20 protein-coding genes are annotated in these 22,181 nt (G+C 46.1%); 12 read left to right on the forward strand and 8 right to left on the reverse strand.

Features of this window, described 5'->3' with window-relative positions; translation table 11 throughout:
- Positions 1-255 precede the first annotated feature (255 nt).
- Complete coding sequence (locus KI655_RS16615) at positions 256-471, forward strand: DUF6434 domain-containing protein (protein ID WP_029837056.1); 216 nt, start codon at positions 256-258, stop codon at positions 469-471.
- Positions 472-679: 208 nt separating this feature from the next.
- On the forward strand, positions 680-1,177 hold the full coding sequence (locus tag KI655_RS16625) for a hypothetical protein (RefSeq protein WP_285407242.1): 498 nt from the start codon (positions 680-682) through the stop codon (positions 1,175-1,177).
- 130 nt (positions 1,178-1,307) lie between these two features.
- Here KI655_RS16625 and KI655_RS16630 read toward each other — a convergent pair whose 3' ends face one another.
- Positions 1,308-1,550, reverse strand: a complete 243-nt coding sequence (locus tag KI655_RS16630) for a DUF6429 family protein (RefSeq protein WP_285407243.1) — start codon at positions 1,548-1,550, stop codon at positions 1,308-1,310.
- A gap of 144 nt (positions 1,551-1,694) precedes the next feature.
- Between KI655_RS16630 and KI655_RS16635 the strand changes: the two genes are divergently transcribed.
- Positions 1,695-2,150, forward strand: a complete 456-nt coding sequence (locus KI655_RS16635; protein ID WP_285407244.1) for an N-acetyltransferase — start codon at positions 1,695-1,697, stop codon at positions 2,148-2,150.
- Between the two features lie 192 nt (positions 2,151-2,342).
- Here KI655_RS16635 and rplY read toward each other — a convergent pair whose 3' ends face one another.
- Positions 2,343-2,621 carry a 50S ribosomal protein L25 gene (gene rplY, locus KI655_RS16640; protein ID WP_285407245.1) on the reverse strand — a complete coding sequence of 93 codons (279 nt, stop codon included), beginning with the start codon at positions 2,619-2,621 and terminating at the stop codon, positions 2,343-2,345.
- A 369-nt stretch (positions 2,622-2,990) separates the two neighbouring features.
- Between rplY and KI655_RS16645 the strand changes: the two genes are divergently transcribed.
- Complete coding sequence (locus KI655_RS16645) at positions 2,991-3,719, forward strand: glycosyltransferase (protein WP_285407246.1); 729 nt, start codon at positions 2,991-2,993, stop codon at positions 3,717-3,719.
- 16 nt (positions 3,720-3,735) lie between these two features.
- Positions 3,736-4,992: an LssY C-terminal domain-containing protein gene (locus KI655_RS16650; protein WP_285407248.1), complete on the forward strand. Its 1,257-nt coding sequence runs from the start codon at positions 3,736-3,738 to the stop codon at positions 4,990-4,992.
- 60 nt (positions 4,993-5,052) lie between these two features.
- On the opposite strand, the gene KI655_RS16655 is transcribed toward KI655_RS16650, so the two are convergent.
- The 4 genes from KI655_RS16655 to KI655_RS16670 form a co-directional block, all read right to left on the reverse strand.
- On the reverse strand, positions 5,053-6,399 hold the full coding sequence (locus KI655_RS16655) for an ATP-binding protein (protein WP_285407249.1): 1,347 nt from the start codon (positions 6,397-6,399) through the stop codon (positions 5,053-5,055).
- A gap of 59 nt (positions 6,400-6,458) precedes the next feature.
- Entirely contained in the window at positions 6,459-7,118 is a 660-nt protein-coding gene (locus tag KI655_RS16660) for a response regulator transcription factor (protein ID WP_285407251.1), read from the reverse strand.
- Between the two features lie 37 nt (positions 7,119-7,155).
- Positions 7,156-7,557: a PepSY domain-containing protein gene (locus KI655_RS16665; RefSeq protein WP_285407252.1), complete on the reverse strand. Its 402-nt coding sequence runs from the start codon at positions 7,555-7,557 to the stop codon at positions 7,156-7,158.
- 131 nt (positions 7,558-7,688) lie between these two features.
- Positions 7,689-9,431 (reverse strand): DEAD/DEAH box helicase, encoded by a 1,743-nt coding sequence (locus tag KI655_RS16670; RefSeq protein ID WP_285407253.1) that lies wholly within the window; start codon positions 9,429-9,431, stop codon positions 7,689-7,691.
- A gap of 95 nt (positions 9,432-9,526) precedes the next feature.
- Here KI655_RS16670 and rsuA point away from each other — a divergent pair, with 95 nt between their 5' ends.
- The 3 genes from rsuA (at position 9,527) to KI655_RS16685 (ending at position 12,232) form a co-directional block, all read left to right on the forward strand.
- Entirely contained in the window at positions 9,527-10,222 is a 696-nt protein-coding gene (gene rsuA, locus KI655_RS16675; protein ID WP_285407254.1) for a 16S rRNA pseudouridine(516) synthase RsuA, read from the forward strand.
- A 133-nt stretch (positions 10,223-10,355) separates the two neighbouring features.
- Entirely contained in the window at positions 10,356-11,567 is a 1,212-nt protein-coding gene (locus tag KI655_RS16680) for a Bcr/CflA family multidrug efflux MFS transporter (protein ID WP_285407256.1), read from the forward strand.
- The gene (locus KI655_RS16685) at positions 11,567-12,232 is read left to right on the forward strand and encodes a DUF2913 family protein (protein ID WP_285407258.1); all 666 of its coding nucleotides are present in this window, start codon (positions 11,567-11,569) and stop codon (positions 12,230-12,232) included. The genes KI655_RS16680 and KI655_RS16685 overlap by 1 nt, the downstream gene beginning before the upstream one ends.
- Before the next feature lie 508 nt (positions 12,233-12,740).
- Here the strand turns inward: KI655_RS16685 and KI655_RS16690 are convergent.
- Together KI655_RS16690 and KI655_RS16695 are read right to left on the reverse strand one after the other, a co-directional pair.
- On the reverse strand, positions 12,741-14,219 hold the full coding sequence (locus KI655_RS16690) for a DUF2867 domain-containing protein (protein ID WP_285407260.1): 1,479 nt from the start codon (positions 14,217-14,219) through the stop codon (positions 12,741-12,743).
- A gap of 141 nt (positions 14,220-14,360) precedes the next feature.
- Positions 14,361-15,803: a cytochrome c peroxidase gene (locus KI655_RS16695; protein WP_285407262.1), complete on the reverse strand. Its 1,443-nt coding sequence runs from the start codon at positions 15,801-15,803 to the stop codon at positions 14,361-14,363.
- Between the two features lie 539 nt (positions 15,804-16,342).
- On the opposite strand from KI655_RS16695, the gene KI655_RS16700 reads away from it, so the two are divergent.
- The 4 genes from KI655_RS16700 (at position 16,343) to KI655_RS16715 (ending at position 22,081) form a co-directional block, all read left to right on the forward strand.
- A complete protein-coding gene (locus KI655_RS16700) occupies positions 16,343-17,716 on the forward strand; it encodes an MATE family efflux transporter (protein WP_285407263.1) in 1,374 nt (457 codons plus the stop codon).
- A 122-nt stretch (positions 17,717-17,838) separates the two neighbouring features.
- Positions 17,839-18,510 carry an ABC transporter ATP-binding protein gene (locus KI655_RS16705; protein WP_285407264.1) on the forward strand — a complete coding sequence of 224 codons (672 nt, stop codon included), beginning with the start codon at positions 17,839-17,841 and terminating at the stop codon, positions 18,508-18,510.
- Positions 18,491-20,944 (forward strand): ABC transporter permease, encoded by a 2,454-nt coding sequence (locus KI655_RS16710; RefSeq protein WP_285407266.1) that lies wholly within the window; start codon positions 18,491-18,493, stop codon positions 20,942-20,944. The genes KI655_RS16705 and KI655_RS16710 overlap by 20 nt, the downstream gene beginning before the upstream one ends.
- Positions 20,945-22,081, forward strand: coding sequence for a lipocalin-like domain-containing protein (locus tag KI655_RS16715; RefSeq protein WP_285407268.1), 1,137 nt, complete (start codon positions 20,945-20,947; stop codon positions 22,079-22,081).
- Positions 22,082-22,181: the final 100 nt, after the last annotated feature.

A 22,181-nucleotide genomic window follows, 5' to 3' on the forward strand; every position in this document is an offset into this window, starting at 1 on the left:
TTATCGGTCTCTCGATGGGGGAGCCAGCGTTTAAACGAACTGCTACATAGAAAGCTTTAGTTGCAGCTAAAGCCTGGGTCTCACATTACCCGGTTGGAGTGCTTATTATCCATACAAAGCGTTTAAGACGGATTCCCAACGCTCGGCATTCTCAGTTCAAGTCGAGTTTTGGTGTTTACGGTGCAATGGTTTAGGTTAGGTGGTAGCGTTGCTCACTACTTAACGCGGCGTTATACAAAAGGAGGTTTCAAAACCATGGATAAGGTTGATTGGCATAAAAATCATATTGATGACAGCACCATAATTACAGATAGCTATAAAACGACTCAGAACGTTCGCAGATATTTCAAATCAAAGTTTGGCGAAAATTTTAAGTTTGATCGTGATTTCATGAATTGGATTAACAATGCCACAGGTTTGACAATGGGGGATGCCTCAGAAGAATGGGCTAAACGACAGAAATCAAAGTAATTGATATTAAAGTACATTCACTAGGATTTAGAGGGTAGCCTACGCGCTGTAGGTTTTTGTATAACAAATTGTTCAAGAGGGATTCGCAACGCGTGGCATTTTTACTATGCGTTAAGTCTAGTGTTTAAGGTGGTATACAGAAGCTTCGGTATTACGTTGCTCACCCCTTAACAAGGCGTTGTGTTTTTATTCAACTGAAGAGTAATTTATGACTAGCAACCAAAAATTTGATGGGGATTCAGAGCTAGATCTTCAAGCAAAAACTTATGGGAGTTGCTTGGATATCATTCAGAGTCATGTTGCTGAACGACTTAATGCTTGCCAGGCCACTGAGATTGATAGAATTAAAAATCTTTTCAATGGTTTAGATGGTTTTGACCATAGGCCGTGGAAGTTCTTTCACGATTGCATTGTAGATGTAGCCAGATTTGACAGACAAATTAGAAATACTTCGGTTAACAATGCATGGACTGTAAAAAAGTGGCATGAAGATTTTTCGCAGCGTCTCTCGACTTTGCTGAACAATGAGCCTAAATTATCGAAATATTTAGCGTTGGCTGTCATCTATCCAAACCCTTCACCTTTGGGCACTGAAGCAGAAGATTATATTGAATTTTCAATAGTATCTCAGTACCAAAGTAAATTAGAGAAACTGGATAGCTATAGAGTACTTTTTTCGTTATCTAATATTGAAACACCACATTAGCGAAAGTAAAAACATAACAAAACGACTATGTCGCCACCATCTTACTTTTGGCGCCACTCTAGTCGACACTAAACAGCTTCTATCTCCGGGTTAATACTCGTAATCATCTTCCCATCCAGATAATTATTTCCTATTTCTTTAACCACTTATTGAACAGCTCTTCGGCCTGCTTTGCTCCTTCTGGAGTCACGATCACCGATTTGTTCTTGTTAACTGGGTCAAGTATCAGTCCTTTTTCGTAAAGGTGATTCATTACGTCAAAATCGAGACCTTTCCACGCGCGGTATGAATCATCAAATTTGGAATTCTTATGCATGGTTAAGAAAAGAAGGGCCAGAGCCAGTTCTGATGCTTTATCTATGTCGTAGTCCATTGAGCTTGTTCCTAACGTTGAGTGTTCACCTATATCAATTTTAGTAAAGCTGCGTCAAAATGGTCAGCCTTACCTATAACCGATTACCCAGAAGCAGCGTATTTTTAGATGCTCGTTGAGCAGAGGCGATGGCGAAGTAATAAAATGAAACTCGTAAAAGTAACCAAAGACAATCTAAACGAAGTTGTCAGCCTTAAGCTTGAAAAGAGCCAAGTAGGACTCGTGTCTGAAAATGTTCACTCTATGGCACAAGCGGCGGTTAATCGTGACTATCAGCCTAGGGCGGCCGTTGTGGAAGGTAAGGTCGTGGGCTTCATCATGTATAGTGAGTGGCTTAGTGCTGATTGGGCACCCACAGCTAGGCCTGACGAGTATTATATCTTTCGCGTCATGGTGGATAGAAGCCATCAAGGTAAAGGGTTTGGTCGAATGATGATGAAGTGCGTGTTAGAAGAAATTCAGTCGAAGAGCCCTAAAGCGATTCATATTGGTTACTGTGCGGAAAACAATGTGGCGAGAAACTTCTATCAAAGCCTTGGATTCGTGGAGTATGGGCATTTTGATTGGGGTGATATTGCAGCCAAAATAGACTTCAAATAATCGGCTGTCTGTTAAATAGGTGGTTAGATAGAGAATTAGGTAGAAGGGCAGTGAGATTCTAAACCCTAAAAACGGTGAAACCCCGATGTTGGTAGCATCGGGGTTTCGAATTTTTAGATTTATCGATTGGTAAGGTCGATTTATCTTTTATGCAAAAGGTTGGATTTATCCAACTAATTCCTTGGTAGGGAATTAGATGCGGATGAAGTCCATGTGCTCAACTTTTGGCTTGTAAGCGTGACGTTGAACGTCTTGTGGCTTAACCTTAACTTCTGCGCCGTCGATCACTAGAGTGATTGCTTCGTAGAATTCAGGCTTGTCCATTTGGTTGATCACGTCGTCGTGTGCTAGCGCGATAGAAACTGGCGCTGCTTCACCACCGTAAACAACTGCTGGGAATTGACCAGCGTGACGTAGGCGGCGGCTCGCACCTTTACCTAGTTCAGTACGTACTACTGCTTCGAATTTCATAGTTTTACTCTCAAATTAGTAAAAATTAAGTTCACACCTCAATGCGACCTTGAGTGTGTGGTAATGCTCAAAATAAACAAGTTCATGTTTGAGCGAGCGCGGATACTAACACTCTATTCTTTAATGAGCAAGTAAGATCCCCGTGCCGAAACAAAATAACCGAGCAAATTGGACTGTTTGTAGAGAAAACCACCGCAAATGCTCGTTTACCCCAATTTATGTGTTTTCTATTCTGTCACCAAATCTATTTTAATCTTCATCAAATCATCATGTTAATGAACGGAATATGAATGCCACACTAAGGATTGGTTAAGGCGTACCTCGTTAGTCTTATTGTTAATCAAACAGCAGAAACGAATAGGTGGAATTATGGAACCGATCAGCATTGTGGTTATCACGTTAAACGAAGAGAAGCGCATTGGGCGTCTAATGGAAGAACTGAGTGTGCAAACACACCAAGAGTTCGAAGTGATTGTCGTGGACTCGAACAGCGACGACAAAACGCGAGAGGTTGCACAGGCCTACGAGTCGGCACTGCCGTCACTCACTGTTCATCATATGGAAGAGCGAGGCGTAAGCTTAGGTCGCAATACAGGCGCTTCTCTGGCGAAATACAATCGCATCCTTTTCTTGGACGCCGATGTCTCGCTGCCACGAAACTTCCTTGCCAAAGCTCTCTATGAACTGGATGAGCGTAAGCTTGAAGTGGCCGGTGTTTATATGAGCTCGAAAGGGCTACCTCTAGTGCACAAGTTTGGATATGGACTATTCAACTTTGGTCTGTTCACAACCCAGTTCTTCTTCCCAACTGCGGTTGGCGCCTGCATTTTTTCAACTAAGCGTGCACACCAAGAAATAGGCGGCTTCGATCAAGAGATTGTTTTGTGTGAAGACTGTGACTACGTGAAAAGAGCCAGCAAGACATGGCGCTTTCGTTTCCTGAATATGACCTTTGGCTTTGACCCAAGACGCTTAGACCAAGATGGCGTGGTTGAAACCGGCATGACTTACCTTAAAGCGAACGTACGCCGATTCTTTAAAGGCGAGATGCGTAACAACGAAATGAACTACAAATTCGGTCACTACAGAGAGCAATAATTAGATAGGTATCGCTATGTTTGAGGGATTAGGACTGTTTTTAGGCGCATTAGGTGATGCGCTGATCGGCCCCAACCTTTTTGTGCCGGGAGAGCCGTTTTTCATTGCCGCTGGTTATCAAGCCTACTCTGGCGTTTGGTCGGCATTAGTGTTGGTGATGTTGGGCGGCTTTATCGGTGACCAACTTAGTTATTTTATTGGTACTAAATGGGGTTTTAAGGCGCAAAGAAAGCTGATTGCTTACCGCCCTAAAACAAGGCGATTGATTGCGCGCTGCCGCTATATGATCGCCAGAAAAGGAACTTACATTATTCTATTTGCGCGTCTGTTAGGACCCATTGCATGGGTAGTGCCGGTTATTGCGGGCTCTCATAAGGTGCCTTGGCGTAAGTTTTCACTGTTGGCGACCGTTGGCTTGGTGCTTGGTGGCGGACAGTTTATTTTCTGGGGAGCACTATTGGCCCATGGCCTAGAGCACTTCCCGATGTTGCAAGGAATTCAGACTTTTATTTCTGAGCATCAAAGCTTATTGGTCGGTTTGTTCGTGGTTGGTGTATTCGCCGTGATTGCCCGTCGTCTTAAATGGCGAAAAGTGATGCTTAAGTCGAGCGCACTGCTGGTGGCTTGGCTACTTTACGCAAACTACGCCCACTTCTTTTGGAAAGCCGACGATTTCACTGCTCAGCCTTCAGAGTTGGCTTCTCAATCGATACGCTTAGATACCGTGACTTATAAAGCCTTTCCGGGTAAGTCCTCTTTCTACGATGCACAAGCGATAAACGTGGTTTACATTGGAGAGAGCCCGAGAGAGCTGATGGGAGAGTTGGGTTGGATAGAGAATCAAACCTTTTCACGTAACGAGATTGAGTGGACGGGCTACTTAACCTTACTCAAAGAAAATACGCCACCAGTGTCGGATCTATATTGGCGAGGCGAACCACAAGACATGGCCTTTCAGTTGCCGGGTGATTTGATGAAGCGTAGCCACATTCGCTGGTGGCGTGCTGGGTTAGACCCAGAAACACAGCGCACCAAGTGGCTTGGTGCAATCAGTTACGACAATGGATTAAAGCTCACGCCCTACTCAGGTATCGTGACCATACTGCATAACATCGACCCAAATGTAGATGCAGAGCGTGACAGCTTAGAATTGCAGGTGCGACAAAGCCTCCCACAGGTATCGATAGAACAACAACCTTTAGCGAGAGCCGAGGTTCTAAACGATGACCATGATTACTTTACCGATGGCAATATCTTGGTGATTGGTGGGTAAGAGATTTAAGAAAGGCGATGATATGAAAAAGAGGTACACAGTTGTGTACCTCTTTTCATTTTAGCCTTGAGACAACTGCAAAATAAGCGTCGCTTTCAAACCACCCATTGAGCTTTTCTCTAGATTGAGTTGTCCACGATAGCTGTGGGCCATCTCATTCACGATGTTTAAGCCTAAGCCTGTCCCCGGTGTGGTTTCATCTAAGCGCACGCCACGTTTAACCGCTTGGCTCATTTTCTCTTCTGGGATTCCCGGGCCATCATCTTCGATGATCAACTCGATTCGCCCTTCGCTGAGTTGATTGGAATGAACTCGAATAATGCTGGCTGCCCATTTGTAGCTATTTTCCAGTAAGTTACCGACCATTTCATCAAGATCGGTCTTCTCTACGGCGACCTCAATCTCTGAATCTAACTCATTGATCATGGTAACTTCATTGGTTGCATACACCTTATCAAACGCCATAGAAATCGCTTCGACGCGTTCACAAGGTGATGATTTCACCGAGAGTATGTTCATTGCACCTGCCATACGAGCACGGCCTAGGTGATAGTCGATCTGGCTCTGTATTTGGTCAATCGGCTGCTGCAATAACGGTTGATTCTCTTTAGGTACCGCATGCACTTCATTCTTCAGCACTGAAAGGGGTGTTTTTAGTGCGTGTGACAAATTACCAGCGTGGTTTCTGGCGCGCTCTAATAACTCTTGATAGTGGAAGAGGAGGGCATTCAAATCAGATACCAGCGGTGAGACTTCTTTTGGATAAGTGTCGCTCAAACCTTGCTGTTCGCCTTTACGCAGCATGACTAACTCGCGCTGCATCTTGTTGAGTGGCAGCAATGACCAACTGACTTGGATACCGATAAGTAACAGTACGCCAACAAACAACAAGCTTAAGATAATCCACACTTGGCCAGTAAGGTCATGAAGGGTAGATTCAAGCGGGTCTTCATCGACGCCTATGGTGATGGTGACAGGGTCACTAAATTCTGGCAGGTATATCTTTTGTTCAATGTGAATGAGATTCTCTTTATCTGGCCCTTTGATCGACGTGCGGAGAGGAGAACGTTTTATCTCCATGTCCTTATCCCACAAAGAGCGAGAGCGAATCACTTGGCCTTCACTGGCTGCACGCCAATAAACGCCACTGTAGGGCTGATTAAACCTAGGGTCGGAAAGGCGTTCGAGCATCACCAACATGCCAGCGTCATTGGTTTCAATATTGGCGGTCAGTTCGTCCATGGTCAGGCTAAGCTGTTGTTTGACATCATCAACTAGGTAGTCATTGACCAGCTTAGGAATACCGATACCGGCGGCGAGGATCATTGCACCTAACCAAAAAGCCGCAGCGAGGAGCAAGCGGCTTTTTAGACTGATTTTCTTAAGAGACTGTTTATTTAGAATCATCGCTAATTGGCTCACCTTTATCTAGGGTCAAAGTGAGCCACTCATTGATAGGGGACAGATTACTCAGCGTTGAGCTGATAGCCTAAACCGCGCACGGTTTTGATGATCTTTGGCGCGATTTTTTTGCGAATACGACCAATGAAAACCTCAACGGTATTTGAGTCGCGGTCGAAGTCTTGCTTGTAGATGTGCTCAACCAATTCAGTACGTGAGATAACCTTGTCTTTATTATGCATAAAGTAGGCAACAACTTTGTATTCCAGTGCCGTTAGGCTCACTGCCTGACCTTGCCACAGTACCTTAGAGCTACGTGTATCTAAGCTCAAATCACCAATCTGTAGAACCGGAGAAGCGGAACCTGATGCTCGGCGCAGTTGAGCGCGAATACGGGCAATCAACTCAACCATTTCAAATGGCTTGGTGAGATAGTCATCGGCACCGGCGTTTAAGCCTTCTACGCGCTGTGTCAGTGTGTCGCGTGCGCTAAGGATAATCACTGGTGTGTTGATGTTCTCATCTCGAATGCCTTTCAATACCGTTAAGCCATCGAGTTTTGGTAAACCTAAGTCCAAAACAATGGCATCCCACTCTTCTGAAGTGGCACGATACAGGGCATCAATGCCGTCTTGCGACAGTTCTGGTACCCAGTCGGCACCTTCAAGGGTTTCAACAATTTGTTCGCCTAGGCGCGGTTCATCTTCAACGACTAGAATTTTCATGATTGGCTCTTCTTATTTTGTTGTTATTCGTTATTCGTTAATTGCTGTCGGTTTTAATCGCATCTTTGAAGTTTCGACCCTTGATCATCAACATCTCTAACGTCTCAGCGTTGTACTCGACTTTGATAATGTTGTTGTCGTAGTTGATCTTGAGTTCATAAACCCAGATATCGTCGTCTTCTTCAAGCTCGACTTTGATGATTCGGCCATGAAGGTCGTTTTCTACCGCGGCGTACATTTCAGAAAACGGGCGGATGTAACCCTCTCTTACGGCTTCATACACTTCATCTTGGTCTTCTTCGAACTCGATGCGAGTGCCTTCTTTGTGAACGTCTTGAACGAGGTCGTGCCCGTTAGGGTGTGAATCCGCCCATGCAGAGCTGGAAACCACTAAGCCAAAGCTTAAAGACATCAAAGAAATCATTGCTTTACTAAACATAGCGAATCCTAGGTAATGTTGATAGTGACTAGTATAAAAAAGTGAAGATGAACAGAAAGTGAATCGTACCCACAATGAGACTTTAGCAGCCTTTGTTGTGGGTTTAATGACACAGTCGCGGTGAATAAGGATTAACGCTCTTGAAGCTCATCATCAAAGATCTTGTCACGCATTTTCCAGAAACGGCCAACCTTACGTGCAATCACAAACTGCGGTGGTCTGAATCTGTGTTGGTGAGCAACCACTTTGGTTGGCGAGGCTTCCTCAAAAGGACGGTGCCTGTCCGCCAAATGAGGACGAACGAATTGGTCTTTAAAGGTCTGCTTCTGTTTCTTGGTGGTGAGCGACCAAAACTCATGCACCTGAGCTTGGTTTTCACCTCGGTAGGTCACTTTAAGTTGTGACTTGCCTTTGTCATCTTTGAAGACGTTAAGGTCCATTTCTAAACACTCGAATACCAACGCATCTTTAAGATTAAGAGCGTCTTTGAGTTTTTTGTCTGGGTCAACCAAGGTTGCATCGCACTCATGGCAAATACGCGCTGCGATGTCGTTGTCAGCACCGCACTCACCGCAATATTTAGCGCGGAAGCGATAGCCACAATGTTCGCGCTCGCCGGTCTCTTCATCGGTAAAGTAGCCTTGGCATTTACGGCCAAAGTGTTCGAGTAGGAAGCCATTACTATCGAGCTTGCCCCAGAAGTTATTATTGAAGCCGCAAGCAGGGCAGGGAATGGTGATGATTTCACTGTCCGAGTCTGGTTTTGGGTCGCCTACCTCTGGCTGATAGAGATCGTAACTGTTGCCTGCATAGTCGAGCACCAAACACTCTTCTTTACCGGGAGACAGACGAAGACCTCGACCAACGATTTGTTGATATAGACTAATTGATTCAGTAGGGCGCAAAATAGCAATCAGATCTACGTGCGGAGCATCGAAGCCTGTGGTTAATACCGATACATTCACCAGATACTTGGTTTTGCGCTGCTTAAAATCGTTGATGATCTGATCGCGCTCTAAGGTTGGCGTATCACCAATCACAATTGCTGCTTCCCCTTCAGGTAACAAACCTAGGATCTCTTGAGCGTGGCGCACGGTGGCCGCGAAAACCATGATGCCTTGTTTGTCTTTCGCTAGGTGAATAATCTGCTCGACGATTTGTGGTGTTGCGCGTTTCGACTGTTCAATCACCATGTCGAGTTCGGCTTCTTTATAGCGACCCGTATTGGCGGGTTTTAGCTGGGAGAAGTCATAACTGAGCACGGGTGCATCAATCATTCTCGCTGGCGTTAAAAATCCTTCGTCTAGCAAGTAACGAATCGGCAGCTCAAAGATACAGTCGCGGAAAAATCTCGGCTCTTCAGAGCGCACTTGTCCGCGAGTGTGGTACTGGTAAATCCAGCCCATCCCGAGTCGATAAGGCGTCGCCGTCAAACCAAGCACCTTAATGCCGGAGTTATTCTCTCGTAGGTGAGCAATCACTTTCTGATAGCTGCTGTTTTTCTCGTCGGGTACGCGGTGGCATTCATCAATAACCAGCAATGAAAACTGATTTGAAAAGGCATCAAGGTTACGCACCACAGATTGCACCGATGCAAATACCACTTGCTGGTCGGTCTCTTTGCGCCCCAAACCTGCCGAGAAAATGGAACCTTTGAGTCCATAGCCTTCGTATTTTTCGTGGTTCTGTTCAACCAGCTCTTTTACGTGTGCCATCACAAGCACTCGTCCTTTTGCGAGGCGTGCTAACTCAGCAATCACCAGGCTTTTTCCGGCACCGGTTGGCAAAACCAGAACGGCGGGTGTTTGGTGTTTACGGAAGTAATGAATAACAGATTTTACGGAGTCAGCTTGATAAGGACGAAGTGTATACATATTGCGTCTTGTAAAGTGGCAAAAATAGTGTGAAATCGCTCAACTAATTGAGCAAAGGTGACTATAATACCTGACTTAGATTAGTTGAGGTATTCATGCGTTTAGATAAATTTCTATGTGACTCATTAGGCGTCACTCGAAAAGAAGCAACACAGATTTTAAAATCAAAAACAGTGACAGTGAACGAGGTCATGCAAAAAAGCGGTGCCACTAAGGTTACCGAAGAGTGCGTGGTTGAGTGGCAAGGCAATGAACTGCGTGTTCAAGGCCCACGTTACATCATGGTTTACAAGCCGGAAGGCTTTGTTTGCTCGCATGAAGACAGCTCTAATCGTACGGTGTTTGACCTGCTTGACGAGATTAAGATGGACAAGCTGCACTTTGCTGGTCGTCTAGATGTAGATACTACAGGTCTTGTGCTTGTGACAGACGATGGTCAATGGTCGCACCGTATCACTTCACCGAAACATAAGTGTGAAAAAATGTACCGTGTTTGGCTGGTGGATCCAGTAGAAGACGATTACGTTGAGAAATTCAAAGAGGGCATCCAGCTGAAAAGCGAAGATGGTCTTACTCTACCTGCACACCTTGAAGTGCGTGCAGAGCGCGAAGTACTTCTTACCATCCATGAAGGTAAGTACCACCAAGTTAAACGTATGTTCGCAGCGCTAGGCAACAAAGTTGAAGCGCTTCACCGTGAGCGTATTGGTGAAATCGAAATGGATGAGTCTCTAGATTTGGGTGAGTACCGCTACCTAACTCAAGAAGAGATCGACTCTATCTGGAAGTAATCCTTCGCTCTATTTAATGCCGACCAAGGATAGCGTCGGCTATTTGATTTGACTGGTACTAGGAAAGTCTCAGCCAATATTCTGTTTTGCGTCCAAACGCAGTTCTTAGTTTTTAGTACCTAGTCGGAGATTTATGCAAACCCAAACTGCCCCCAGTTCCCAACCTGAAACGCCTCAATTAGGCTTGTTGCTGTTCTTGATTCTTGGTGCCATTGGTGCACTAACGCCACTTGCTATCGACATGTATCTGCCAGCGATGCCAACCATCGCTAAAGATCTGGGTGTGACAGCGGGTGAGGTTCAAATTACGCTGACAGCTTATACCGCAGGTTTTGCACTTGGCCAGCTGCTTCACGGCCCGTTGGCCGACAGCTATGGTCGCAAACCAGTTCTATTGATTGGTGTCGTTCTGTTTGCTATTGCTTCTGTGGTGAGTGCGACGACACACGGTATTGATGCGTTGACTTACGTGCGTACCGCGCAAGGTTTCGCAGGCGCAGCAGCGGCAGTGATTATTCAAGCGGTCGTGCGTGACATGTTTGACCGTGAAGATTTCGCAAGAACCATGTCGTTCGTTACGCTTGTGATGACGGTTGCACCGCTGGTGGCACCAATGATTGGTGGTTACCTAGCGTTGTGGTTTGGCTGGCGTTCGATTTTTTGGGTATTGGCTATTTTCGCTGTAATCGTAATTCTAGCAGTATCATTTAAGATCCCTGAGACATTGCCAGTAGAGAAGCGTCAACCGTTGCGTTTTAAAACCACCATGCGTAACTACTTGCGCCTATGTAAGAACAAAACCGCAATGGGTTTGATTTTCTCGGGTGCGTTTTCGTTCTCAGGTATGTTTGCGTTCTTAACGGCAGGCTCGTTCGTTTACATCGATATCTATGGCGTGCGCCCAGACCTGTTTGGTTACCTGTTTGGTCTAAACATTGTTGCGATGATCTTGATGACCAGCATCAATGGCCGAATGGTGAAAAAAGTAGGCTCTCACACTATGTTAAGAGTGGGACTATCGATTCAGTTGCTTGCGGGCATAGGCTTGTTCATCGGTTGGACTTTAGATCTGGGTTTGTGGGGAATTGTGCCATTTGTGATGCTATTCATTGGCACTCTATCCACCATCGGCAGTAATACCATGGGTTTGCTGCTTAGCGGTTACCCAAATATGGCGGGCACGGCTTCGTCTCTAGCGGGTACATTACGTTTTGGTACAGGCTCTGTAGTGGGTGCAATTGTTGCGTTCCTACCGAGTGACAGTGCTGGCTCTATGGTCATTGTGATGGCACTGTGTGCCGTACTTTCAGCGCTACTTTATTGGACATTAGGAAAGAAGGCATAATGTCAAAATACTATATTGAAATTCAAAAGCTGGTTAACACAGCACTGGATGAGTTAACGGCTCTACATAAGACAGGCAAAGCGGTAGATGCACCGATTGCCAATAACCTTTACTTGGTGCGCTGGGTAACGAAAGCGATCAAGTCTCAGGCGTATGACCGCTGTGTGGCGGCGGATTTGATTCGCTGGCAGAAGCAGGGTCGTTCCAAAGGTAATAACTCGGATCTGACGTTCACCTTCCGTCGCATTTCTGCGTTTTACGCAAAGTTCTTCCCACAAGGTGAAGAGCCAAAAGCGTTGAAAGACAGTGATGTAGAAGCCTTCATGGAGAAGATGTACGAGATGGGGTGGAGCGTTTCAAGTGAAGACGAACTGACCACTGGTGGTAAGATCCAGTTCTTCACCGACGGCGAACACTCTTTTGCACTTTGTGGTAAGCAGTGCGACGACTCGTTCGATGGTGAACTGATGGCGAAGCCAATGAACTGGTTTGTCCGTGGCAACCATGCAGAGTTCGTTCAAGCAGCGATGGAATCTGGCTTCATGCTGCACAAAGTTACTGACTACAAATCTGCGGTGAAGTATCACGGCGAATATATCGTTTACCCAGCTAACCAAGGCAATCAACTGGCTGAGATTCCAATCAGCTTTATTGCTGAGAAGTAGATACGGGATACGAGATGAGAGATACGAAGAGCGGAATTATCCGCTCTTTTTTTATCCCGAGCCTCGAGTCTATATCTGCTCTTAATCTTTTCTCATCCCGCTACTCGAATCCCGAGTCCGCTCTTAATCTCTTCGCATCCCGCCACTCGAATCCCGAATCCGCTCTTAATCTCTTCGCATCGCGCCACTCGAATCCCGAATCTGCTTTTAAATCTCTTCGCATCTCGCCACCCAAATCCCGAATCTGCTCTTAAATCTTTTCGCATCCCGCCACTCGAATCCCGAGTCTGCTTTTAAATCTCTTCGCATCTCGCCACCCGAATCCCGAATCTGCTCTTAAATCTTTTCGCATCCCGCCACTCGAATCCCGAATCTGATTTTAAATTTCTTCGCATCTCGCCACCCGAATCCCGAATCTGCTCTCAAGTCTCTTCGCATCCCGCTATTCGATACTCTAATCTGCCCCTAAATCTCTTCGCATCCCGCCACTCGAGACTCTAATCTGCTCTTAATCTCTTCTCATCTCGCTACTCGTATCCCGCATCTGCTCTTTAGCCTGTCTTTCTATCGCCTTTACCATCCCCTTAAATATAAACAGGTGCGCTGGCATCATGGCAAACCAATACAGCAACCCTAGAAAGCCTTTCGGGTGCCACCAAGCGGTGATGTTGAGTTCACTTTGATTATTTGATTGATCTTTCTCGGCAAGGTCGGAAACTGTTATCTCGAGGCGACCAAGGCCGGGGCCTTTCATGCCAAATAGCAGAGATAGGAACTGGTTCTCTTCACAGCGAATCACTTTCCAAGAATCGATATGATCGCCCACTTTGAGTGTTGGCCCTTCAGGCTCTTGGCGCTTTGGTACGCCGCCACCAAAGAACAAGTCTAGCCATTCACGGGTGCGCCATAAGCCATTGGCAAAAAAGTAACCTTGTTTAGGGCTGCCAATCTGTTGCGCCACTTGCCATAACTGCTCTTTCGAAACCGTCGACTTGATGGTCGCACCTGTTTGTTTTGGGTAGTAACCGTAGCCGGCTTGCCAGCGTTTGAATGCGGTTTTATCAAAGCCCCAGACATTGCTTTTAACAAACTCACCTTCGGAGTGAATTGCTTGCTCAACCATCTTTTTAAAAGGAATAAGAGGCTGTGGGTAGCGCTCTTGAATGGCGATAGAGTTGGCGATGAAGTCGTGTTTTAGCCCAGCGAGCAAGGCACGGCCTATATTAGAAGGGACGGATGTCACCACACCAAGCCAGTAAGAGGCCATTGTCGGAGTCAGTAACGACGTCGCCCATAAGCGGAGTGGTCTATCTGCGGTTTTGGCAATGTGGGCAAATTGATTGCGATAGCTGACGATGTCAGGGCCGCCGACTTCAAAAGTTTGATGAGATTCTGGACGCTCTTCTGACAGCTTTAATAAGTAGTAGTTGAGGTTTTTCAACGCAATTGGGTTGGCTTTGGAGTCTACCCATTTCGGTGCGATCATAATCGGCAGGTTATAGACAAAGTCGCGCATGATCTCGAAGGCTGCGGATCCCGGGCCGATGATCACACCTGCTTGAAGTTCAGTCACAGGTACAGGGCCTGATCGAAGAAGATCACCGGTTTTCTTTCGGGCCTGTAAGTGATCCGAATCGGCCGTTTGGGGCTGCAATGAGCTTAAATAGATAACGTGTTGATTGCGAGGTCCAAGGGCGTTAACAAAGTTTCTTGCTAACGTAAGCTCGTAATCAATAAAGTCATGTCCTTCAGCCATGCCGTGGACAAGGAAGAAAACCAGATCGAAATCAGGCACCAGTGCTTGAGTGGCGTCTGCATCAGCAAGGTCTAAATATTTAAGTGAAAGGTTAGGGTGGGGTTCAGTCCGGGCTTGTAAATAGTCGATGTGACGAGCCGCTGCCGTCACTTGATAACCTTGCTCAAGGAGTTGAGGTAAAAGCTGAGAACCAACATAGCCAGAAGCGCCTAACACCAATACTTTCTTCATAAAGACTCCATTCGTTGATATGAAGTAGGGACGTCACTAACTGTTAATTTACCAGTGTCATATGCAAAAAAGCCAATAGTATCTCACTATTGGCTCAGATTGCGTTTACCTTATAGGTGGTGTCTTAACATGTTGTGTTAGTTACACATCACTTGCGGATTCTGCGTTGTCAGTCTTAGTACTCAGCGTTTCGCCTTTGTATTCACCCGTTAAGGTTTTTAAGAACGATTTAATTGCTTTCACTTCGCTATCTGACATTTCTACGCCAACCTGATATTTGCCCATGTCGTAGATGGCTTGCTCAAGCGTCTCCGCATTTCCGTCATGGAAGTATGGCGCCGTTAGCTCAATGTTGCGTAGCGTTGGTACTTTGAATTTGTGCTTATCGCTGGCTTCACCCGTTACATTAAATCGGCCCATGTCTTCAGCGGTGACTGAGGTGCCGCGGTCTGCAAAGTAATCAGCTTTAGTACCCATGGTTTCAAACGTCTCACCACCCATCGCTTCACCAGCATGACAGGTATGGCAGCTGTATTGTTTAAAGAGATCCAAACCATGTTGCTCGATTTCGTTCAACGCTTGCTTGTCGCCCATGAGATATTGGTCGAATCGGCTGTTGGGCGTCGTCAATGTCTTTTCAAATTCTGCAATGGCGTGGGTGATGGTGTCGCCTGTCATATCGCCTTGATAAACATGTTCGAACATCGCAACCATCTCTTCATCATTGCTTAGTTTTTCAATCACTTGAGCCCAATCATGCGAACCCATTTCAATTGGGTTGAACGGAGGGCCGCCAGCTTGTGCTTGGAGATCGTGAGCACGACCATCCCAGAACTGGAGCTTGTTGTAGACAGAGTTAAATACGGTCGGTGCATTGATACCGCCAACTTGACCGTCGATGCCGACTGAACCAACAAGGTTGTCCACACCGCCGGTGTCTAGGCTATGACAAGAAGCGCAAGAAACCGTGTCGTCTCCTGAAAGGCGAGTATCGTGGAAAAGAATCTTACCCAGAGCGGCTTTGTCTGCATCGACTTCGAAAGTGGTGTAGATAGGTTGCAATGCACGCTGCTTACGCTCCGCCGTTACAGGCGAGTCTTGGTGGCGTTCTGCTCGGCTTTCACGGATCCACTTCAATAGTGTGTGTTTCTCGTCGTTTGAGATACCCGCCGCCCAGTGCATAGACTGGTATAGCTTAGGTGGCATTGAATCGTCATAAAGCACTTTTTCGATACGTGCCAGAGCTACCTCAGAGACAGGTTGTTGCTCTTTAATGTTTCTGAAGAGCTTGTTGATATCAAAATGGCGAACACCGACACGCACATCGGCTTCCATTAGATTCTTGGCAATCGGAAATTCCGAGTAGAATGGCATTTCGCTGTCAGAGGTGTGACAGTAGCCACAGCCTTTATCTGCCATGATCTTCATCGCTTGGAAATCGAGCGATTGAGGATCCAAATGTGAGTATTGCGCGAGCGTTTGTTTAGCCAGATCTTTATCGTCTTGATTCACGATATAAACTGAACCCAAATAAGCCGCGACACCTAAACCCACTAACCCAAGTACTATTTTCTTATTATTCATGGTTGACTCCCTAATGATTTGCATTGGAAGTTATTGAATTAATTGAACTTAATGAAATGGTAAAAAGGAATTGATATTAATCGATTTTATAGATTATAAGATTTTTAACATTTAAACCTGTGTCAAAACAGATATTTACTTGCTTATGTTATTTTTGATAACAATTTCATGTATTTAGCTATCGGGACTATCTTTGATTTTAATCAAAATTGACGATTTAGAGAGATAAAAGCTCAGTAAATGAATTGCTCGGTCCTATTTCTCTTGTAGATGCTTGTTTTTCATTCATTGTTTGTATTGGTTGTGATTTAATACCTGCTCACTTGATTTCATAACAGAGCCATCAACCTGTGTTAGTTAGCCTAGACTCCACTGAACTGGTTTGTAGAGGCGATGTGCTTCTATTAACACTGTGAACGTCTTCTATAGACCGCTATTTTCAATTACGAGTGTGATTGAATGCAGTAGATGAAAAGCATCACTGTTATACTGATTCGGTATTCCTCTTTTTCTTCAATAAGTTCCATTGAGGTCATCTTATGCTTCTTGCTTCAATAATACGTCATACCAAGGGTGACTTTGTTCGCCAACTGATTGCGATTGCACTACCAATCACGCTGCAAAGCATTATGTTTTCAAGCCGAGGCTTGGTCGACGTTTTGATGTTGGGACAACTGGGTGAGGCGGATATTGCGGCCGTAGGCGTGGCGAGTCGTGCCATGTTCGTGACGACGATTATGTTGGTTGGGGTGACGACAGGTGGTGCGCTGCTAACGGCTCAATATTGGGGAGCCGGAGATCGGCAGGGCGTTCGCGAAAGTACAGCACTGACTTGGCTTGTTTCAATGTTCTTTGCGGCGCTGACGGTATTGTTCTTTATCGCTTTCCCGACGCAAGTCATGGGTGTCACGACAGATTCTCAAGAGGTTATTGGCTTAGGTACTGATTATATCGTAATTACCTCATTCAGCATGTTTGCGGTAGCTTGTGTGAGCAGTATGGCGGTGGGGCTTCGTGCGATGCACCGTCCGGGGTTGAGTACCTTCTTTAGCGGTATTGGCATCCTCTCTAACATCTTCCTCAACTGGGTGCTGATATTTGGTAACTTAGGTATGCCAGCAATGGGAATTAAAGGTGCTGCGATTGCAACAGTACTGAGTGGTGCCATTGAGGTAATAACACTGTATGGATACCTCTATTGGAAACAGCATTTATTGGCATTTAAACGTGCTGATATAATAGCTGCAGCAACGTTAGATAAAGTGGTGCGTTTTCTTAAGCTCTCATTACCGACCACGTTCAACTTTTTAGCTTGGGCTGGTGGCTTATTTGCTTATCACGCCATCATGGGGCAGTCAGGTGTTCAGGGCTTGGCTGCACTCTCAGTGATGACTCCGGTGGAATCAATCTCTTTGGCACTTCTTATTGGTATGTCTAATGCTGCGGCGGTGCTGGTGGGCAACCAATTGGGCGCTAAAAATAATGAAGCGGTCTACTACCAAGCTCTGGGCATCAGCATCATTGCGTTTTTCACCAGTATTGTGGTCGCGTTGGTGCTCTATTTTGTTCAAGCTCCAATCCTAGATTCCTTCAGCGCACTCACTCCAGAAACGCGTGAGTTATCTGAAAAATTCATCTTGATTTTGAGCTTAGGTATTGTGGTTCGTTCTATCCCAATGACGGTGATTGTTGGCGTTTTACGAGCTGGTGGAGATGTGAAATTCTGCCTCTACCAAGATCTGATTGCCCAGTGGCTGATTAGTATCCCTTTAGCGGCTATTGCAGCTATCTATTTTGGCGTTGAACCTGAATGGATCTATTTGATGTTCTTAACAGAAGAGGTGATCAAATGGGGTGGGTCGCTCTATCGCATGAAGAGTAAGAAATGGATAAAAAATCTTATAGGAAGTTGAAGTCAGACGTAAGATTTATGTGACTTTATACTTAGCATGTGATCTATCTTTCAAATTACTTCCTACAACCATAGATTTAGTGTAGATTCTCCTTCCAAATTCTAACTAATGTGAGCTGTTTAATGTTAAAGCTATCAGACCTATGTAAAGGCTATGTCGATGGGGGCGAATTCCACCCCGTCTTACAAGGTGCTGAACTAACATTAAACCAAGGTGACCAGCTTGCATTGATGGGCGAAAGCGGTTCAGGTAAGAGTACACTACTCAATTTAATCGCAGGGTTAGACCTTGCGGATTCTGGCGAGATTCTTTTCCCAAACTTCGATATGCACGCCGCCAAAGAGCGTGACCGCACTGCTTACCGTCGTAACAACATCGGTCATATCTTTCAGCAGTTTAACTTACTGCCAACCCTCAACATTGCTGACAACATCCGTTTCTGTCGCCAGTTGAAAGGTTTGCCGGAAGATAAAGGCTTATGGCGTCAAATTCTATCCGCTTTAGACTTAATGCCTTTATTAGGGCGTTACCCTGAAGAGGTGTCTGGTGGTCAGCAGCAGCGAGCGGCGATCGCACGTGCTCTTTATATGGAGCCAAAGATTCTTCTTGCCGATGAACCAACCGGTAGTCTGGATGAGCGTAACGCAGAAGCCGTTATGCGCTTGTTGACGTCATTGGCGCGTGAATTGGAATGTACACTGTTGCTTGTGACACACAGTGAAAAAGTGGCGCAGCATATGGATGGCTGCATTCGTCTTCAAGGGGGACAGCTTCATGTTATGGCCCGTAGTTAAAGCGCTACTCGGTCACTATCGACGCTACCCACTTCAAATCATTCTTGTTTGGCTCGGTTTAACACTGGGCGTTTCTCTTTTGGTTGGTGTGACAGCTATTAACCAACACGCCAAGCAGAGTTATGCTCATGGCGAAAAACTGTTTTCCAATCCGCTTCCTTACCGTATTCGTCCTAAACACAACGCGAATAAAATCCCACAAGGCTTTTATATCCAACTGCGCCGTGAAGGCTTCCAGCAGTGTGCTCCTTTTGATAACCATCGCGTAACTGACGAAAACGGCTCTAACTTCATGCTGATCGGCTTAGACCCGGTCTCTATGCTTCAGCTGCAGCCAGGTGTTGCTCTTCAAGATCTCACGACGTTGAATCTGATGAAGCCACCATATCCAATCTTAGTGAGTGACGATCTTGCTAAGCACATGGAGTGGAGTGATGGCGATTATATCCACCTGATGGATGGCTCTCAGTTGGGGCCACTGGTCGTCGACCAAAACAACATGATTAATGGTACGCGTCTGATCGCCGATATTTCTCTACTGCGAATGTTAAAACGCAGTGCGGGTCTTTCTGTGATTGCTTGTTCAGACATGTCTGAAGCTAAGTTCGAACGCTTGAAGAACATGTTGCCGAATGGTTTGACGATTTCACGTAGTTCAAAAGCTGAGTTGGAATCGCTCACTAGCGCGTTCCACCTGAACCTAACAGCAATGGGGATGCTCTCTTTTGTTGTGGGTCTTTTCATCTTCTATCAAGCGATGTCGCTTTCGTTTATCCAAAGACAGCCTTTGGTTGGCGTTCTGAGACAAACGGGCGTATCGGGATGGCAGCTAACCAAGGCGCTCTGTTTTGAGTTGCTGGCGTTGGTTTTAGTCAGTTGGATCTGTGGCAACATCTTTGGTGTGATGCTCGCTAACCAACTGTTGCCAGCTGTATCCTCAAGCTTAGGCGACCTTTACGATGCAAACGTAGGCCTGAGTATTGATTGGAGCTGGAAGTCGAGTGGTTACAGTTTGGCGATGTCATTAGCAGGCGCGTTCCTAGCGTGTGCGTGGCCGTTGATCCGCCTTCTTAAGTCTCAGCCGATTCGACTCTCTTCTCGTTTGTCTTTAATGCGCTTTGCTGGTACCGAGTTTACGTGGCAAGCACTTATCGGCTGTGGTTTCTGTGTTGCAGCGGTTGCCGTGTATCAAGCTCCGCAAACTCAAGAGTCTGGCTTTGCTATCATCGCCCTGATGCTAGTGAGTGTGGCGCTGTTTACGCCATTCTTAATGTGGAAGCTGTTCAATAGTTTCTCTTATTCTCTGCGCTGGGTGCGTGCTCGTTGGTTCTTCGCTGATGCTGCAGCAAGCATGAGCTACCGTGGTGTTGCCACCATGGCCTTCATGCTCGCGATGACCGCTAATATTGGCGTAGAAACCATGGTCGGGAGTTTTCGTGATACCACTGATAAATGGTTATCACAGCGTTTGGCTGCAGATTTATACATCTACCCAACCAACAATGCCGCTGCACGCATGAGCAACTGGCTGTCTGACCAACCTGAAGTCGATTCAGTGTGGTGGCGCTGGGAGAAAGACATTCCATCGCCAGTGGGCAGTATTCAAGTCGTTAGTACGGGGCCGTCAGAAGGCGAGCTTGAAGCATTAACGATTAAACTAGGTATCCCGAATTACTGGTATCACCTACATCACTCAAAAGGCGTACTGATTAGTGAGTCGATGTCGCTCAAACTAGGTATCCGACCTGGTGATTACATTGATATGTACGACAACCTAGGCTCTGGGTGGCAAGTCGTGGGTGTCTACTACGACTATGGTAACCCTTACCATCAAGTGATGATGTCGCATCGCAACTGGTTATATGGCTTTGCAGGGCGGGGCAACGTCGGCTTAGGCGTGATACTGAAAGACGAAGTAAATCCTGCGGGGCTGCGTAATCGATTGGAGTCGGTGTTTAGATTAAGCTCCGAGCGTATCTTCGATAATAACAATATCCATAGCCAAGCGATGCGCGTCTTTGACCATACCTTTGCGATCGCCGATACCCTAGGCAACATCACCTTGGTGATTGCGGTATTTGGTATCTTCTTCGCGACTATCGCGGGTGAGGTGTCGAGACAGCGACATATTTCGTTGCAGCGTTGCTTAGGTGTATCAGCAAAAGAGCTGATCTTTACCGGTAGCTTGCAGTTGTTCGTGTTTGGCCTGATTTCCTCATTAATCGCGATCCCATTAGGGTTAGCGCTAGCGAACCTGATTGTTGATATTGTTATTAAACAGTCGTTTGGCTGGTCGCTTGAGCTGCAAGTCATACCGTGGGACTACTTTATTACCTTTGCATGGTCTATGGCCGCTCTGATGCTAGCAGGGGCATTACCAGTACTTCGTATGATAGGTAATACACCGATGAAATCCTTGAGGGACGCACTGTAAATGGGTAAAAGACAAGGCGTGAAAAAGCCTAGAAACAATGTGTTGTCCTCTATATTACTGATTGGCTTCTTTGGTCTGTTCGTTGGTATTTGGGCTTATTACTCATACTTTGCAGAAGTGGGTGATAAGGGCATGAATGAAGTGAACTCTGTATTGGTGAGTGAGCAATTTAAGGTGTTTGAACCGGTATTGCCTGATCGCACAGTCTCGCTGCCGCAGGACTTTCAATTCCATCCTGAGTATCAACATGAGTGGTGGCACTATTTCGCGACCTTAGAAGATGCCACAGGCAAGGATTACTCTGTCCAGTGGAGCTTCTTCCGGATTGCAACCGACGAGCGCGAGACTCGTGGCTGGCAAAGCCCACAGATCTACATTTCAAACGTGGTGATTACCTCCGCAACAAAAGTCTGGAAAGAGCAGAGACTAGCACGTGGTGGTATTGGACAAGCGGGTATGACCAATCGCCCGTTCCGTATTTGGATTGATAACTGGAATTGGCGTGCACTTGGCGCGACGCCATTTCCGGGGCGCTTAAGTGTGGAAACCGACACCTTCGGTTTAGAGCTCGATTCCGTCACCAAAGGGCCTTATGTTTTGAATGGTGAAAATGGCTACCAGAAGAAACACGATCTGCTTCCTATTGCTTCATATAACTTTAGTGCTCCGTTTTTAGCGCTAGATGGCACTCTAAAGCTCGATGGAGCAGAAATAGAGGTCTCTGGTACTGCATGGCTGCACAAGGAGTGGGGTAGCGGCTTACTGGGAGAAGGACAGCAGGGTTGGGACTGGTTTGTCTTCAATCTAGACGATGGCTCGGCCTTAAGTGTGAGTCGTTACCGTAATAATCAGCAGATGCCTTATGTGTTCGGTACGCTAGCAACTCGCTCGGGTAAGGTTTACCAGCTGTCGGATTCTGATATAGATATCAAACCATTACCGAACACTACCTTGCTCAATGGACGAAGAATGCCGCTCCAGTGGATCGTCAATGTGCCTCAATATGAGATCAATCTCACAACTCGGATTCAACGTAGAGATATGTGGCTACCGTTTGTGATCCCGTATTGGGAAGGACCCATTATGGCCAGTGGAAGCCATGAAGCGACAGGCTTTATGCAACTGACAGGTTATTAACTTTTATATAAGGCTATCATTTGATAGCCTTTTTTTATGCAATCTAGGTCACCCAGCGGAGGGATTAACTAGCTTACACTTATATAGTTGGTCATCTATA

Origin of the sequence: Vibrio sp. D404a, from assembly GCF_030248535.1 — a bacterium.
Classification (GTDB): domain Bacteria; phylum Pseudomonadota; class Gammaproteobacteria; order Enterobacterales; family Vibrionaceae; genus Vibrio.